Origin of the sequence: Larkinella sp. VNQ87 (assembly GCF_049445795.1) — a bacterium.
In the GTDB taxonomy this organism is placed as follows: Bacteria; Bacteroidota; Bacteroidia; order Cytophagales; family Spirosomataceae; genus Larkinella.
Genome location: NZ_JBMSDT010000012.1, coordinates 149,364 through 165,359, shown reverse-complemented (window position 1 = coordinate 165,359; position 15,996 = coordinate 149,364). Strand labels below are relative to the sequence as shown.

The window sequence follows — 15,996 nt, the reverse complement described above, 5'->3', positions numbered from 1 at the left end:
AACCAAAAAGAAGAGTTTTTTGATAATTAGTCACATTACCACCGGTCTATGGTCCATTTACAGCGGATAGACTGCCAACATGACACTGGAAGAATTACGGGATCGAATAAAAAATGAAGTTGTTTTGTACGAAGGCGAACTGGCCGACTGGCAATGGCGTCAGAAAGGGTTGGTGGCCGAAGCCAATGAATTAGGAATCAGCGATTTTACCCGGCTGGTCAACGACATCAGCCGACAGGTCAACCGGGATTTCGGGAAGATCCTGGATTTGAAGAAAAAAATCGTGGCCGTCGCCCTGCAACGGGGCAAGCAACTCACTGAAGCAGATATTGCCCAGTTTGTTACCGAAGCCGACCGGGTGCAACTTTCCCGCGCTTTTGTCACCGAACAATGGATACCGGCGATTCTGAATGCGCTGCCCGAAACCGCAGCTACGCCTATTGATCCTGCAAAACCAGCTCCGGTTGCGGAACCCACGACTCCTCCAATCTCATCCGTGTCAGAAACCGCTCCGTCGGTGGATAAAGTTGAAGCGGTCCGGAAAAAAATCAAAAGTATTCTGGACGATTACGACAAACACATTCAGGCGCAGAGTCTGAAGTTTCTCTTTAAGGCGGTCGATTACGACGAAGAAGCGTTGGCGGAGGAAATCCGACGGTATTTGTCGGAGAACTTTTACGCTTCGGTCAACCCGCCCCGGGGTAACTCGTTGAAAGAGAAACTGATTTCGACAGATTGGCGACACCTGAGCTGGTGGGAAAAAGACCAAACCAAACCGACCGAATACGTCCGAACGGCTACCGGATACACCACACCGCCTGCACCGCCCGAAACCGCCAGCCTGAATCGTCCACCCGTGGTGCACGAACTACCCCGGAGTAGCCCTCCACCGCCGGTTGTTGTACCTGCCCCCCCCAAAAAAAGTGGGTTGTCGGATGCGGCTTTGATTGGACTGGCGGTTTTGTCGGCACTGATATTGATCTGGGTGGTATTGCGGCTTACACGCGGAGAGGATGAGGAAGATCCGGTGCGAAAGCCGTCGAAAAACCGGACGAGTCAGCAACGGGCGACGTACCAAATCCCGAAGGCTTCGGCTGCCTCGCTTACTCCATCCCGAACCGTTGGCGGTACCGAGGAAGATGTACCGGTTTTGGACGAAACCGAGAACCAGCCCATCGAAAAACCGGCCAGTAGTTTTGCTCAAACAAATGAGGACCCACCTACCCGGGATTTCGACAAAGTAGACGAAACTGTAGGAGAGTTCGGATTGCGGGTAGCCAGCAAGAACAACCGCTGGGGCTATATCAATGACAAGAATAACTGGGTGATCGAGCCGCAGTATGAGCTGGCGACGCCCTTTACCAACGGCAAGGCCAGCGTAGAACTAGACGGAAATCAGTTTTTTATCGACCGGTATGGAAACCGCATCCGAGACGATAACTAATTCATAAACAATTAATTATTTACTTTGGAGCGAATCAGAGCGGTTATCGGATCGTTCAAACCGCTTTGAACTTACTCAGATTAGTAAACAGACACGGCCGGGCACGGTTAATTGTCCGGAAGAGAAAGCCGATGCGTGAAAAACATTATGAAGAGTTTTTGACTTTTTGTAACTTTTGCGAGTCTAAAAGAATGGCTTTGCTCGTTTAATTAAATTAAGCCAGAGATGATCGATACCATTCGTCAAAAAATACAGGAAGTTTTGGTCCGCTATGACCACCAGGTACCGGCCGAAGAAATCAAACGGTTGTTTGCGTCGATTCCGTCTGACGAGACTACGCTGACCCAGGAAATCATGGGGTACCTGCTGGAACATCATTACGAACCACTTCAATCGCTCCGGGGTGAATCGCAGCGGGAACGCCTTGTGTCGACCGATTGGCGGCAGAAAGAGGCAGGGCTATGGATGTCTGAAGCCAAACCCGCGGTGATGGGAGGAGGGGCGAATGTTTCCGTACACCCAATTCCTACGCCATTTACCCAATCCAATAAAGTGCTGATAACACTGGTCATGCTCTTTGTAACGGTTCTCTTATGGCTCTGGAATAGCAAACTATCGGAAATCGGGAGTGGCAGTGGGGTTGTGGAATCGACCGAAAGCGAATCCGGCCCGGCTGAGCGTCCGGCGGCCAATCCGGATAGGGCAACACCGGCGGTCGCCAACCTGGCCCGACCCGAAACGGTGCTTCCCATGACGACGAAACCGGCTGGGAGCCAAACCGCCTACGAAGCGCAGACGATTCAAACTAAGACCAGAGCCGGTCAACTCGTGGTTTCCGGAAAAGAAGAAATCACCGAACCGCTGGTGGCCGAAACCACAAAACCCTTCGACGCCGTAGACGATCAGGTGGGTGATTTTGGGTTGCGGGCCGCCCGAAAAGGAGGAAAATGGGGCTATGTCGATCAGAAAGACCAATGGCAGATCAACCCGCTCTTCGATGATGTCATGCCGTTCCATAACGGCCGGGCCATCGTCATTCTGGACGGCCAGCAAATCCTGATCGATCGCGACGGCACCCGCATCCGCGAAGACAACTAACTAATGAGACGAAGCACTGGCCGTGACGGTCAGGTTCTGGAAGGTAGTTCCGTCAGTAGTGGAGACAAAACCGATCCCGTTGCCCTGGTATTGCCGAAATTGGTACGGACTCGTTGGAATTTCCCGTCCGTTGAGGTAAAAGTGAATCTGATCGCCTTTCTTCCGGACGGTCAGCGTGTTCCGGGCCGTTGACAGCGGAATGCCCGCCGGAACGTACTCTCCCCGCATGTAAATCGTGTAGCTCAGGCCGTTGATGACGTATTTGACGGATACCTGGTTTTTGTTGTTGATCCGAAAGTGGCAGTAATTGAGCGAGTCTTTCACGCCCACCAGTAAGCCAGCATCGGGAATGATGCCGGTTGGGCCAGCCACGTCGACCTGCACCATGAACGTATCCACTTTGTTGAGGTTGAGGCTCGTTGGCAGCGGGATGAAGCTAAAGGCGGAATTGGTGGCGCTGGCAGCCTGTTTGTGAACGCGGTACGAATTCCGGGCTATGTCGAAGGAGTAAGCCCCGCGCTGCCCGATGCGCCACCGGTTGCGGTTGTCGCTGAAATCGTCGTGAAACTCCCGGCTGGCTGTCGGGGCCGTTTTTTTAGATTTGATCTTCACCGGTACCCACGCACTGGAAGCGGAATAGACGCCGACCTGCGCCTGAGCTGTGCTCATCAGGACGAACAGAAGTCCCCATACTATTGCTAAGTCCTTCATAATCAATTGCTAAAAGTTGTACTTTAAAACCGCGACCGGATGGCCCGACTGATACCCGGGCCGCAGGCTGACTTTCGGTTCGGCGGTTTTGGACCGTTGTTTCTGATTCTGTAGTCCTTTGATGAACGTGGCCACCACATCCGTGATCCAGATGGCCCCGGCCACCCGAGTGGCGATGAAATACCGGTGGTGGTGATCGTTGGCGCGGTCGTAATACGGCTGGGCAATGGTGCGATTCCGTTGCTGCTCATAAATGGCGTACTCATCGCGCGATTTTTTTCGCTCGATCAGGCCGTATGCCAGCAGACCATAACAGGCCGCCGTCACCGCGAGCCGGTGTCCGATGACTGGTTTTGGCGCCTGAACAAAAATGTTGCCGACGCCGGGGGCAACCATCGACAATAGGGCGAATTCCGGTCCCCCGGGACGGTACTTGCGTTTAGGCGATTCCGTCACCGGAGCCTGCGTGACGATGGCGGGTTCGGTTTTCCGTCCGGTGTTTTGAGCGACTTTGACCAGAAGGGTGGCCCGGATGTTTTCGTCCAGTTCAAAACCGTTCTCAAGCGCCCGCCAGACGATCCGTCGGTTGGCTCCCGGTTGTACATCCTGCCCCCAGTCGCCGGACAGGTACTGGAGTGCCGGGTTCAGCAACCCGTTGGTCTGGCTCCGGATGCGGATGTAAACCGAGTCGGCCGGTTGATTGCCGCTGATGTCGTAAAGAATCTCAATGGCCGCTTCATCGATGGTATTGATTCGAATATTGGTCACCGACACCTGACTGAAAGCGGATTCAGTAGCCAGGACAAAAAGAGAAAAGAGCAACGTTTTGAGCCGGAGGAGTGCGGTATTGGCATGCATAACGGTACAGGAGGCTAATTGGAGACCGTAACCAGACGGGAAGCCGTAAACTTGTCGTCACATTGGTTGGCCAGAACCATCGAAACGTTGTACGTGCCGGGTTTGTCGTACAGAACCGTGAACTGATTGCCCGAGCGGTTGCGCCCGTCGCCTAAATCCCAACCGATAGCCCCAATGTCACCTTTCGCATTTTCCAGAAAAAACGTCACTTCCAGCCTGGAAACCGTGTAACCGATGGAGCCCTCCGGTTTTTCACAAACCGGAAAACTCTTCTGATCCAGGTCAAACGGTTCACAGCTCCAGCAGCACAGGCAAAGCAGGATCAGCACACAACAGACTTTCATCATGGTAGGAAAGTTGGCTACGTAACCAGAAATTGTACGGTAAAGGTTGTCCCAAATTACGGCCATTTCGATAACCAAGCAAACCTTTGATACATTGCCGGTATTTTTTTGTAAATTTATCCGGTATGTTACAAGGCCGATCTTATGCAAAACAAGTCGGCTTTTTTGTGCTATTGAACTGCGAAGGCGGTATGCGCCGATGTGCTTAAACTCCCCATTGTTCCATGTCCTGGTCTGCAAAAACAAAGGATGAATTGCTCGCCGAGATTCGTCGGCTCAGCAAGGAAATCGATATACGAAATTCGCTGGACGGTAACCCGAAGCTCCAGCAGGCCACTGTCTTTGACGTAACCAAAACCGTCGATCAACTGAACCTTATTGGGTTGACCATTGAGAAGGATGGTACGGTAACCTTTTGTAACCAATATACGCTGCGGATCACGGCCTGGCAACCGATGGACGTCATCGGTAAGAACTTCTTTGATGTGTTCATCCCGGCGGCCGAGCGTGTGCAGGTCCAGCGGGATTTCGACGAAGCCCTGGCCCGGGGGGGCGTGATCGATCAGCGGGAAATCAACCTGCTGGCGAAAAGTGGCGCGGTCCGTAATGTGCAATTAAATTCACTCATCGTCAATGGTTTGCCGGATGGGTCAACGGTATCCTCGTATACGATCATTGGGGAGGATGTAACCAATAAAAAACGGGTTGCTTCGGCGCTGTCGTACTCAAACTCACAGTTGCAGGACCTGGTCGACAATACCAGCGACCTGATCCAACTCGTCACACTCGATGGCAAATTTCTGTTTGTCAACCGGGCGTGGCGGGAGGTACTCGAATACAGTTCCGACGAGATTGCCTCCCTGACCTTACAGGATGTACTGCACCCGGATTACGCCGAAAGCACGCTGATGCGGTTGCAGCGCGTCCGCGACGGCGAGAAGTTTCCGTATTTCGAGACGGTTTTTCAGAGTAAAAAAGGCAAAACCGTGTTTGTCTCGGGCAGCGTCAACTGCCGGTATGATCAGGGCAAACCGACGGCTTACCGCTGCATCCTGCACAACATTACGAGCCGCATCCGGGCCGAAAAAGCACAGAAACTCTATTACAGCATCGCCAATTGGACGCTCAACGCGACGGACCTGGACGAGCTTTATCAAAACATTCACGAAGAACTGAGCAACATCATCGACGCCCGGAACTTCTTCATTGCCCTCTACGACCAGAGCAAGAGCTTCCTGTATTTCCCGTACTACGTCGATGAATACTTTACCGGAATGCGGTTTACGAAGCGGAGACTCGGCAACGGTCTGACCGAATACGCCATTCGCGCCAACCGGCCGCTTTTTCTGTACGAGCAGGATATTCAGCAACTGGCCGACACGCAGAATCTGTACCTCTACGGGCAAATTCCGAAAGCGATGCTTTGCGTGCCACTCCGGATTGGCGAACGCATTACGGGGATCATTGGCGTAAAAGCCTACGACAAAACCGATGCTTACAACATCCGTGACCTGGAACTCCTGGAGTTTATTTCCGGACAGGTGGCACTGGCCATCGCCCGCAAACAGGACGAAGCGGCCATCAACAAACAAACCGCCCGGCTGAATGCCATTTTCGACAGTAGCTCACACTTAATCTGGTCGGTCAATAAAAGCTTCCAGCTTACGTCGTTCAACCGAAATTACAGTCGGCTGATTGAGAATCAGTTGGGTGAAGTGCCGCAGTTGAACGTCACGACCGAAAAGCTGGGGTGGCGCATCATCGGGAATGAAAACCGCAAACTGCTGGAAGAAAAATACCGCCTGGCATTTCGGGGCTTGCCCCAAACCGTCGAGCTGCATTACCAGACGCAGAAAAGCGAAGCCTGGCTGGAAGTACATCTTAACCCGATTCTGCTTTCCGGTGGCGTCATCGAAGAAGTTTCCGGAATTGCTCGCGACATTACAGTACGGAAACGGACGGAACTGGAACTGCGGGGGAGCGAAGAGAAATTCCGAGGCATCTTTGTCAATCTTCAGGACATTTACTGCCGCGTCGACCGGGAAGGCCGGATTACGATGATCAGCCCGTCGGTCCTGAAACGAACGGGTTATACTCCGGAAGAAGTGATTGGGCAACCCATCACCAATTTTATCGACAAACAGGATATTCACCGGGCATTGATGCGGCTGATTCGCAACAAGAGCCTGCGGAATTTTGAAGCGACGCTGCACCGAAAAGATGGCACGATTCGGCAGATCATGCTCAACATGTTGACGCTGAACGATAAAAACGGGCGTGTGGAAGAGGTAGCCGCCCTGGCCCGGGACATTACCGAACTGAAGCGGAATGCGCAGGAACTGATGAAGGCCAAGGATGAGGCCGAGCGGTCGCTGAAAGTGAAGGAGCGGTTTCTTGCCAACATGAGCCACGAAATCCGGACGCCAATGAACGGTGTGATCGGAATGATCGACCTGCTGAATGATACCCCGCTGAACCAGGAGCAGAAGGATTATGTGCAGACGATCAAAAAATCGTCGGAAACGCTGCTGAACATCCTGAACGATATTCTGGACTTGTCGAAAATTGAAGCTGGGAAAATGGTACTGCACGACGCGCCGATCCGGTTTCAGGAGGTGTTCGAAAAACTGGTTTCGCTGTTTGGTCAGCAGGCCAGCGTGAAAGGCAACAAACTCAGCTACCACCTGGCCGACGACCTGCCCAAGTACGTCATTGCCGACCAGACGCGGCTGTTGCAGATTCTGTCGAATCTGACTTCAAACGCCATCAAGTTTACGGAAAATGGCGCGGTAACGGTCAATGCGACGCTGATTGGAAAGAAAGGCAAGTTCAACCGGATTCGGATTGAGGTGAAAGATACCGGGATCGGGATTGCCAAAGAGGACCTTGGCGTGCTGTTCAACTCGTTTAGTCAGGTCGAAATGTCATCGCGGAAGTCGTTTGGTGGCACGGGGCTGGGGCTGGCCATTTCGAAAGAATTGGCGGCCTTGATGAAAGGACAAATCGGCGTCGACTCGGAAGCGGGAAAAGGAAGTACGTTCTGGTTTACGATCGAACTGAAAGAAACACTCATCAGTCCGACGGCCCAGAAAAACGACCAGGGCGAAGTTCCGTTGCAGGACGTTTTCAAAGACCACCAGCCGTACCTGTTGCTGGTCGACGACAACGCCGTGAACCGTAAAGTCGCCACCGAAATCCTGAAAAAATCGGGTTGCCGGGTCGATATGGCCTCCAGCGGGCAGGAAGCCATCGAAAAAGTCACGGCGGCTTTCAGCGACAGCGCCCAGCCCTACGAACTGATTTTCATGGATATTCAGATGCCCGACATGGATGGGGTGGAAACCACGAAGCGACTTCGCGATAAGTTCGGAACCCAACTGCCGCCGGTGGTGGCCATGACGGCCTATTCGATGCGCGAAGACCGGGATCGGTTTCTAAGCCAGGGGCTCGACGATTACATTGCCAAACCGATCCGGGCGCAGAGCCTGATTGCCAAGGTGAAAGAAATAATGCAGACCCGAACGGCGTTTCAGGAAGCGGCCCAGATGCGCTCGAAACAACTGGAAAGCGTTCGGGAACTGGCCGCACCTATGATCGACACCGAGATTGTCGGGCAGTTGGAGCTGGTGGGTGGCTGGGATCTGGTCACGTCGATTTATGAAGATTTTGAAACCGAGGCCAACACACTGGTAAAAGAGTCGCTGGATGCCTTTGCGATCGGCGATATTCCGGCGGTAAAGGGGCATCTGCATACACTCAAAGGAAGTGCCGGAACCATTGGTGTGGCCCGGATTGCGCAGGTCGCCCGCGAAGCCGAAGCGAAGCTGAAAGTGAGCGATAGCAGCTCGCTGGCGGATGATTTACATCTGCTGGATAAAGAATTCAACGTATTTTTAAATGAGTATAAAACCGCCCTCGAAAAAATCGGTGCTGAAAAAGCCAGATAATCAAATGGAGACATCATTTCGCCAAAACATTTCGTCTGGCACGCCCTGGGAGCCGGTTGTTGGATACTGTCGCGCCGTCCGCGTTGGCAATTTGATTGAAGTAGCCGGAACGACGGCCATGGATGGCGAGCAGTTGGTAGGCAAGGACGATGCGTACGAACAAACCCGGTTTATCCTGCAAAAGATCGCGGCTACACTTGAGCAGGCTGGCGGTTCGCTGACCGACGTAGTTCGGACCCGGATGTTCGTTACGGATATTTCACGCTGGGAGGAAATTGGACGGGCCCACGGGGAGGTTTTCAAAGACATTCGCCCGGCCGCAACGATGGTGGAAGTGAGCGCTCTGATTGATCCGCAGCTATTGATTGAAATTGAAGTGACGGCGGTTTTAAGTCCGGTTATTGAGCCTGATTAGAATTCCGGGTCAAGTCGTACAACTTACAACCGAAAAATGTATTTTTGCTTATAATCCGTCCACAACCACCTACTAATCAGTAGGTTGCCCACCAAAAGGTAAGTAGTTTAACGAATGACACCCGAACTAAAAAAAACAGACGAAGAAGTAATCCCTACTGAACTGATTATCAAGAGAGCTGTCGAAGTAATTTGTGGGAAATGGAGGTTGGTGATCATTCATTTGTTGCGTGATAAAACGCTACGGTACGGAGAAATCAAACGATTGGTGCCCGGTATTAGTGAAAAGGTGCTGGTTCACGAGTTGAAGCAGTTGGTCGAACTGGGGATGGTCGACAAAAAATCGTTCGGCGAAGTACCGCCCCGGGTCGAATACCAGCTCAACGACAAAGGCAGAACTATTTTGCCCGTCATTGATCTGTTGCGGGAAGTGGGGCAGGCGTTTATTTGAAGTCAATCGGCAGTTGCCCTCAAAAGTTGAACAACTTGTAGCCTACGGCCAGGGTCGCATAGCCAATGTAGCCGGTAATGCCGCTATCGTTGAAAACGCCACCTACGGGCAATCCGTACCGCAGATCTACTTCCAGTCGTTTCAGTAGTGTAATGCCCGCCCCGAATTCGACCCCAAAGTTAAAATTTTTGACTTGTAAAACGCCAGCCTGCTGCTCGTCCGTCAGATCGACTCGGTCGCTGACATTGGTTAATGTCAAGCCCGGGAAATTAATCGTGGAGTTGGGTTCCACCCGCCCGGATGCGGTGCGGTCGGCTTCGGCCTGGTGGGTGAAGAACAGCGTTGGTCCCCCGTAAATTCGCCAGCGGTTTTCCGCCCCCTGTTTTCCGATAAATAACGGGATGTAAACCGAATTCAGATTCGGAACGGTGGTTGTATTGAGCTGCGCAAACAGCGTACCCGGTGTCACACTGATCGGCAGGGTCACACCAAATTCGGGGGCTGCGGCTACGTCGATCCGGTCGATGCTTGCTTTTTGCTTCAAAACCAGCGACGAATAGCTCAGTTCGGCCTGTATGAAAAACCGGCGGAAGGACTTTCGAATCCATAAACCGCCCAGATAACCGACGCCAATGCCGTTGTTCGAGTTGCGAATTCGGGGAAGCGCCAGCCCCGGCGACAGCGTTTGGGCCGGAATGACCGTATACCCGTGGGTGAAAGTGGCTCCGCCCCGGATGCCCAGCTCAACAGGACTCTGCGCCTGAGCGAGTAATGAGGTGGACAGCAAAATGATCCAGCCCAAGCCTATTTTTTTCATTTGATCGGTATTTCTTACGGTTGGCCGGTTCCGTAGTTGGCCCTTCGATGCAAGAACGCAAAAGTCGGTTAAGTCGTAAAAAAAATAGGAAATATTTATGGTAAAGGATTACCTAGAGCATTTATTGACGTCTAAATTAGGATTGTGAAGGATGCTCAAAACCCTTCCGGAAACATTCCGTGGGCTTCACAGTTGATCTAGTCAAACCCAATAAAACTCATCAAAACACAGACTCACATGGGATTGCTCAGTTTTTTCAAAGGCGTTGGTGAAAAAGTTTTCGGTAAGGAACACGAAGCGCCGGCTGCCGAGCCCGCCAAAGCCGCCGAAGTAGAGCCGCTGAAAGCCAGCGCATTGTTAAACCACGTTAAGCAATTAGGCTTATCGTACAAGAAATTAACCATCAAAACCGCCGGTGACACGGTGGTGCTGGAAGGGGAGGTGGCCAAGCAGGAAGATGCCGAAAAACTGGCGCTGGCCGTTGGGAATGTCGAAGGGGTTCATCAGGTCGATAACCGGCTGGTGGTCGAAACGCCGGAACCGGAAGGCCAGTTTCACACCGTAGAGTCGGGCGATACATTGTCGGCGATTTCCAAAAAAGTATACGGCGACCCGATGAAGTACGGCATCATCTTCGAAGCTAACAAGCCGATGCTGAAAAGCCCGGATCTGATCTACCCGGGTCAGGTGCTGCGAATTCCGAAACTGTAAGCATGAAATTCTTCACGAACACCGCTCGCAGGGGCGGTGTTTTTTTTGGAAACACGGACGCTATTCCGCTCTAAAATGTGGGTTTTCAATGATTCCCAGCACGTTGCCGAAGGGATCTTTGACACTGGCAACTTTAATGTCTTCGCCCACTTCCTCAATGCCCGAATGGACACTGGCGCCGTGGCTCATCAAATGCTCCCACGCTTTTTCGATGTTAGGAACGCCCCAGTAGGTGATGGTGCTGCCGTCGACGGGTTTGGCCGTCGGGTCAAGGCCCAGTTCGTAACCGCCCACCGAAAAGCCTACGTAAAAAGGTTCGTCAAAATACGGAGGCACGCCCAGAATGCCGGAATACCAGTTTTTAGCGTAAATCAGATCGGGTGCCGCGTAAATTACCGTCCGTAGGCCCAGAAAAGCGGATGCCATAGAAAAGGGAGTAGTTGCCCGGACCGAAAGCCGGTTCGGAAATGAAATGGAAAAATAAGAAAAAAAGATGGAATGCCGGGTACAGATTTTCGTAACTGGCCAACACCCAGGAAGGAAACGGCTTTCCGGGCCTTCTGGTTTTGCTCAATTCGTTTCGCGCGTATCCGGCAAGGTATTTGCTCCGTATTAAATGAAGAACTGGCGCAGATTTGCCCCGGCTATTGCATTGATTTTTCCGGGAATCTCGCCAAATTTACACCTAAGTTTTACATAGAAACTTGTTTCGCTAAGCAAGTGTACCTTGTATTTTTAAACTGACCTGACCGGTTCGTATGGCTAAGAAAACACACTCTCTTTCGGGTCAAAAACCGCTTCCGCGGTCCGCACCAGGCGGAGGAAACAAACCGGCACCCCGTCCGGCTATTACCGCTACACGCCCTGACACTCCCGCTACTACGTCTCAATCATTCTGGCAGGCTCCCGAACCGCTGGAGTCCCGCCCGATTCAGTGGCTTTGGGCCGCCTTGGTAGGAGCCGTAGGCTTTGCGCTGTATGCCAATACGTTCAACCACGGGCTGGCGCTCGACGATATTGCTGCCATTACCCAGAATTTGTTCGTGCAAAAGGGCATTGAAGGCATTCCCGATCTGCTTAAGACCGAATTCTGGCATTTCAGTAACATTTCGCTGGGGTATTACCGTCCGTTGGCCCTGATTACGTTTGCGCTCGAAAAAGAATATTTCAATGGTGATCCGCACATTAGCCATATCATCAACGGGGTAATTTATGGCCTGACCGGTTTTGGGCTGGTGGTTTTGTTGCAAAAATGGCTGCCCGGCCGAACGGTGCTGACGACGTTGATTGCCGGGCTGTTTATGGCGCATCCGCTGCATACGGAAGTGGTGGCGAATATCAAAAGCCGCGACGAAATGCTGAGTTTCCTGTTCATCACGCTGGTGATGCTGACCTACTGGCGATTCCTGGAAACCCGGCAAAGAAGCTGGTTGGTATTTTCGGCGTTCTGGATGTATCTTACCTATTTGTCGAAAGAATCGTCGCTGGTCGGGCTGGGGCTGCTCGTGATCATGCAGTACACGTTTGCCAAACGGAATTTCTGGCAATCGCTCGTCAGCATTTGGCCTTATCTGCTGGTCACCGTGCTGTTCTTCTGGCAGAAAAAAGCGATGATCGGCACCCTGAGTGGGAATCCACCGGTCGATTGGGCAAACTACCCCTATGCGCTGGAAAACACCAAGTTCCTGACCACCTTCAAATTTTTCGCTCAATACCTGCGGTTGCTGATTTTCCCGTTGCACCTGTCGTATGATTACTCGTACAATGTCATACCATCCGGTAAGTTAAGCGACTGGGAAACGCTGCTCGGGCTGGCGTCGTTCGGCGGACTGGCCTGGCTGGCCTGGAAAGGCTTCTGGCAACGGACGGTTTGGGGCTTTGGCTTAACCTGGATGTTCATCACGATGGCACCGGGTCTAGGCTTTGTCTTCTTCCGGGGCGGTATTCTGGCCGAGCGGTTTTTATACGCCCCGATCCTGGGCTTTGTCATGGCCGTAGTCGTCGGGTTGGACCTGCTGATTTCAAAACGACAGAATTTGTCGGAAAACGGGCCGGTTTTGAAGCGGTATGGTGTGCTGATTGGGTTGTGTGTGGTCATCGGAGCCTTGTTTAGCTTCCGAACCATTGACCGCAATAAAGACTGGAAAGACAATTTTACCCTGTTCAACAGCGGGCTAGAGTATGCGTCGAATAGTTGTCAGGTCAATCGGCATGTCGCTAACGAATGGATCAACAAATGCGCCGTCGAGAAAGACCCCAAACAGAAGCGGGTATATTTCAACAAAGCCATTCACCATCTGCGCCGATCGACCGAAATTTACCCCGGTTTTGGGGAAGCGTTTTTCTCGATTGCCTATTCGTACCAAAAGCTGATTCCGAACCGGGATTCGGCGGTGTATTATTACAAACAGGCCATTCGGGCTTCCTCGAATTACGCTCCGGCCTATAACAACCTCGGCGTGATTTACCAGAACGAACGGCGGTATCACCTGGCGTCGTATTTCTACAACATGTCGATGATGGTCAACCCGGCCTACCAGGATGGGCGAAACAACTGGCAGACGCTGAAAAATCAACTGGGGCTCGACGTGAAAATCCTGCCCGACAGCCTGAAAAACGAAGCGGTTTTGCCCGCAGCCCCGATGCCAGCGGCCGTGCCGACACTCCGGTTTCCGGTGAGATAAGCCAGTTTCGAGTTTAAAGTTTAGGGTTTATAGTTGCTGACGCGAATAATACCTGGTTCAGCAACTATAAACCCTAAACTTTAAACTACTTCGCGTACGCGACCGACCGCATTTCCCGGATGACCGTGATTTTGATCTGGCCGGGGTACTGCATTTCTTTCTCGATTTTCTGCGAAATGTCGTACGAAAGCGTATTAGCTTTTTCGTCCGTCACGTTCTCGGCATCGACCATCACCCGCAGTTCGCGACCGGCCTGGATGGCGTAGCATTTGATGACGCCGGGGAAGTTCAGGGCCAGTTCTTCGAGTTCTTTCAGGCGTTTGATGTACGATTCCATCATCTCCCGACGGGCACCCGGCCGCGAACCCGAAACCGCATCGCAGACCTGCACGATGGGCGAAATCAGACTCGTCATCTCGATTTCGTCGTGGTGAGCCCCGATGGCGTTGCAGACTTCCGGGTGTTCTTTGTACTTCTTGGCGAGTTCCATCCCGAGCACGGCGTGGGGCAACTCGGCTTCTTCGTGCCAGACCTTCCCGATGTCGTGCAGCAGCCCGGCCCGTTTGGCGAGTTTGGCGTTCAGGCCCAGTTCGGCCGCCATCGTGGCGCAAAGCTTGGCTACTTCGCGGGAGTGTTGCAGCAGGTTCTGGCCGTAGCTCGACCGGAAACGCATCCGACCGACCATCTTGATCAGTTCGGGGTGCAGGCCGTGGATGCCGAGGTCGATCACCGTCCGTTCGCCGATTTCTACAATTTCGTCCTCGATATTTTTGCGGGTTTTCGCCACAATTTCCTCAATCCGGGCGGGGTGAATCCGGCCATCCTGCACGAGCCGGTGGAGCGACAGCCGGGCAATTTCGCGCCGAACCGGGTCAAAACCGGAAATGATGATGGCTTCCGGCGTATCGTCGACAATGATCTCGACGCCCGTTGCGGCTTCGAGCGCGCGGATGTTCCGGCCTTCGCGGCCAATCACTTTCCCCTTGATGTCGTCGCTTTCGATGTTGAAAACCGACACGCAGTTTTCGATGGCATGTTCGGTAGCTGTCCGCTGAATGGTTTCGATCACCACCTTTTTGGCTTCTTTCGTGGCCGTCAGTTTGGCTTCTTCGACCACACTCTTGATGTACGACGACGCGCGGGAGTCGGCTTCAGCTTTTAGGGCGTCGATGAGTTGTTCGCGGGCCTGTTCGGCGGTCAGGTTGGCAATCTTTTCGAGGGCTTCCACCTGTTGCTGGCGCATCCGTTCGGCTTCTTCCCGGCGTTTGCCGAGCAGTTCCTGTTGCTGGGACAGCTGGTTTTTCTGGTTTTCCAGATCGGCTTCCCGCCGTTTGTTCTGATCGGCCTGTTGCTGGAGTTGCTGTTCGCGTTGTTTGAGTTTGTTCTCGTTGGTAATCAGGATGTTCTTTTTGCGATTGGTGTCTTCTTCAAACTCGGCTTTTAATTTCAGGTACTTTTCACGGGCTTCCAGAATGCGGTCTTTCTTGATATTTTCGGCCGTTAATTCGGCATTTTTGATGATTTCAGCCGCCCGTGTTTCGGCTTCTTTTTCACGCTGGGCAAACAGGCGGCCCAACAGCTTCCTGCCAATATAGATACCCACTGCAATCGAAACGACGTCCGATAGGAGCATCACCCAGAAATTGATTTCATTCATGTCCGTAGACGTTTGTGTGAAAAATATAGTTCGCACAGACACTACAGTACCGAGAAATGAAGCCAGCCGACCAATTGGCGGTCAGCCGAGGAGTGTACGGGAAGAAGGCGGTGGCACGTTTGGTTTTCTACTCAATAGCTAAGTAGTTAATGTTGAGTCGATCAACTCATCCAAACGGCTTATCCGTTTTGCTATCGTGTCTTGCAACGCCTGGTTATCCCGGCGCGCTTCCAGCCATCTTACGGTGTTCATGACGGCAATTACCGCCAGAATATCCAAATCGTCGCGCTTTTTTTTCTTACTCTTTTCCTCAATAAAGCGTTCATTGACCAGACGCCCGGCCTCCCGAGCCGTTTCTTCGTCTTCGGGAAGAACGCTGAGCGGGTAAGTCCGGCCGGCGATTCGGATATTTATTGACAGTAACTCTTCCATCCGTACAGCTTGTCGTTCCGGCGCCGAAAAGGTGTTACGCCTTTCAGCGGGCCGGTATATGTTTTATGACAAGTCACTCAAATAGGCAATGCACCGATCCAATTCTTCGATGTAAGCCGTGAGTTGTTGCTTCAATTCGGCAGTAGTTTCTGCGTCCTTGTGTTTGTTATTTACAATCTTAGGAATATTTGTTGGTTTTGAAAACTCTTTTGGCGAATTATTCACCATTTTTTCCAATTGTTTCAGTTGATTCTGCTGTTTTGTCACCTGATCCGTTAATTCGAGCTTCTCACGCTGCAAAACCCGGTTTGCCTGTTCCAGTTCCAGAATTCGTTGCTTTCCCGCATTGACCATCTCAACCAGGTGTACTACCCGGTCGGCAAAGGCCTCCATCTGCGAAAAAACCGGCAACGTCTCGCTCATAACGG

The 15,996-nt window shown here is 52.3% G+C and carries 15 protein-coding genes; 7 read left to right on the top strand and 8 right to left on the bottom strand.

Features of this window, described 5'->3' with window-relative positions:
- Window positions 1–79 precede the first annotated feature (79 nt).
- Both ACO2Q8_RS21125 and ACO2Q8_RS21120 read left to right on the top strand, forming a co-directional pair.
- Window positions 80–1,444: a WG repeat-containing protein gene (locus tag ACO2Q8_RS21125; RefSeq protein WP_423346845.1), complete on the top strand. Its 1,365-nt coding sequence runs from the start codon at window positions 80–82 to the stop codon at window positions 1,442–1,444.
- A gap of 225 nt (window positions 1,445–1,669) precedes the next feature.
- The gene (locus ACO2Q8_RS21120) at window positions 1,670–2,542 is read left to right on the top strand and encodes a WG repeat-containing protein (RefSeq protein ID WP_423346844.1); all 873 of its coding nucleotides are present in this window, start codon (window positions 1,670–1,672) and stop codon (window positions 2,540–2,542) included.
- On the opposite strand, the gene ACO2Q8_RS21115 is transcribed toward ACO2Q8_RS21120, so the two are convergent.
- Genes ACO2Q8_RS21115 through ACO2Q8_RS21105 form a run of 3 tightly spaced genes read right to left on the bottom strand, consistent with a single transcriptional unit; the run spans window position 2,543 to window position 4,458 of the window.
- Window positions 2,543–3,253, bottom strand: a complete 711-nt coding sequence (locus tag ACO2Q8_RS21115) for a hypothetical protein (protein WP_423346843.1) — start codon at window positions 3,251–3,253, stop codon at window positions 2,543–2,545.
- Between the two features lie 9 nt (window positions 3,254–3,262).
- A complete protein-coding gene (locus ACO2Q8_RS21110; protein WP_423346842.1) occupies window positions 3,263–4,111 on the bottom strand; it encodes a hypothetical protein in 849 nt (282 codons plus the stop codon).
- A 14-nt stretch (window positions 4,112–4,125) separates the two neighbouring features.
- Window positions 4,126–4,458 carry a PKD domain-containing protein gene (locus ACO2Q8_RS21105; RefSeq protein WP_423346841.1) on the bottom strand — a complete coding sequence of 111 codons (333 nt, stop codon included), beginning with the start codon at window positions 4,456–4,458 and terminating at the stop codon, window positions 4,126–4,128.
- 221 nt (window positions 4,459–4,679) lie between these two features.
- On the opposite strand from ACO2Q8_RS21105, the gene ACO2Q8_RS21100 reads away from it, so the two are divergent.
- From ACO2Q8_RS21100 to ACO2Q8_RS21090, 3 genes are all read left to right on the top strand, one after another.
- Complete coding sequence (locus ACO2Q8_RS21100; RefSeq protein ID WP_423346840.1) at window positions 4,680–8,402, top strand: PAS domain S-box protein; 3,723 nt, start codon at window positions 4,680–4,682, stop codon at window positions 8,400–8,402.
- A gap of 4 nt (window positions 8,403–8,406) precedes the next feature.
- On the top strand, window positions 8,407–8,817 hold the full coding sequence (locus ACO2Q8_RS21095) for a RidA family protein (RefSeq protein WP_423346839.1): 411 nt from the start codon (window positions 8,407–8,409) through the stop codon (window positions 8,815–8,817).
- 114 nt (window positions 8,818–8,931) lie between these two features.
- On the top strand, window positions 8,932–9,267 hold the full coding sequence (locus ACO2Q8_RS21090) for a winged helix-turn-helix transcriptional regulator (protein WP_423346838.1): 336 nt from the start codon (window positions 8,932–8,934) through the stop codon (window positions 9,265–9,267).
- Between the two features lie 19 nt (window positions 9,268–9,286).
- On the opposite strand, the gene ACO2Q8_RS21085 is transcribed toward ACO2Q8_RS21090, so the two are convergent.
- Window positions 9,287–10,084, bottom strand: a complete 798-nt coding sequence (locus ACO2Q8_RS21085) for an outer membrane beta-barrel protein (RefSeq protein ID WP_423346837.1) — start codon at window positions 10,082–10,084, stop codon at window positions 9,287–9,289.
- A 237-nt stretch (window positions 10,085–10,321) separates the two neighbouring features.
- On the opposite strand from ACO2Q8_RS21085, the gene lysM reads away from it, so the two are divergent.
- Window positions 10,322–10,795: a peptidoglycan-binding protein LysM gene (lysM, locus tag ACO2Q8_RS21080; protein WP_423346836.1), complete on the top strand. Its 474-nt coding sequence runs from the start codon at window positions 10,322–10,324 to the stop codon at window positions 10,793–10,795.
- A 60-nt stretch (window positions 10,796–10,855) separates the two neighbouring features.
- Here lysM and ACO2Q8_RS21075 read toward each other — a convergent pair whose 3' ends face one another.
- A complete protein-coding gene (locus ACO2Q8_RS21075; RefSeq protein ID WP_423346835.1) occupies window positions 10,856–11,221 on the bottom strand; it encodes a VOC family protein in 366 nt (121 codons plus the stop codon).
- A 332-nt stretch (window positions 11,222–11,553) separates the two neighbouring features.
- Here ACO2Q8_RS21075 and ACO2Q8_RS21070 point away from each other — a divergent pair, with 332 nt between their 5' ends.
- Entirely contained in the window at window positions 11,554–13,479 is a 1,926-nt protein-coding gene (locus ACO2Q8_RS21070; RefSeq protein WP_423346834.1) for a tetratricopeptide repeat protein, read from the top strand.
- A gap of 85 nt (window positions 13,480–13,564) precedes the next feature.
- On the opposite strand, the gene rny is transcribed toward ACO2Q8_RS21070, so the two are convergent.
- The 3 genes from rny to ACO2Q8_RS21055 form a co-directional block, all read right to left on the bottom strand.
- Window positions 13,565–15,136, bottom strand: coding sequence for a ribonuclease Y (rny, locus tag ACO2Q8_RS21065; RefSeq protein WP_423346833.1), 1,572 nt, complete (start codon window positions 15,134–15,136; stop codon window positions 13,565–13,567).
- A 138-nt stretch (window positions 15,137–15,274) separates the two neighbouring features.
- Complete coding sequence (locus tag ACO2Q8_RS21060; RefSeq protein WP_423346832.1) at window positions 15,275–15,568, bottom strand: cell division protein ZapA; 294 nt, start codon at window positions 15,566–15,568, stop codon at window positions 15,275–15,277.
- 63 nt (window positions 15,569–15,631) lie between these two features.
- On the bottom strand, window positions 15,632–15,991 hold the full coding sequence (locus tag ACO2Q8_RS21055; protein WP_423346831.1) for a hypothetical protein: 360 nt from the start codon (window positions 15,989–15,991) through the stop codon (window positions 15,632–15,634).
- Window positions 15,992–15,996 lie beyond the last annotated feature (5 nt).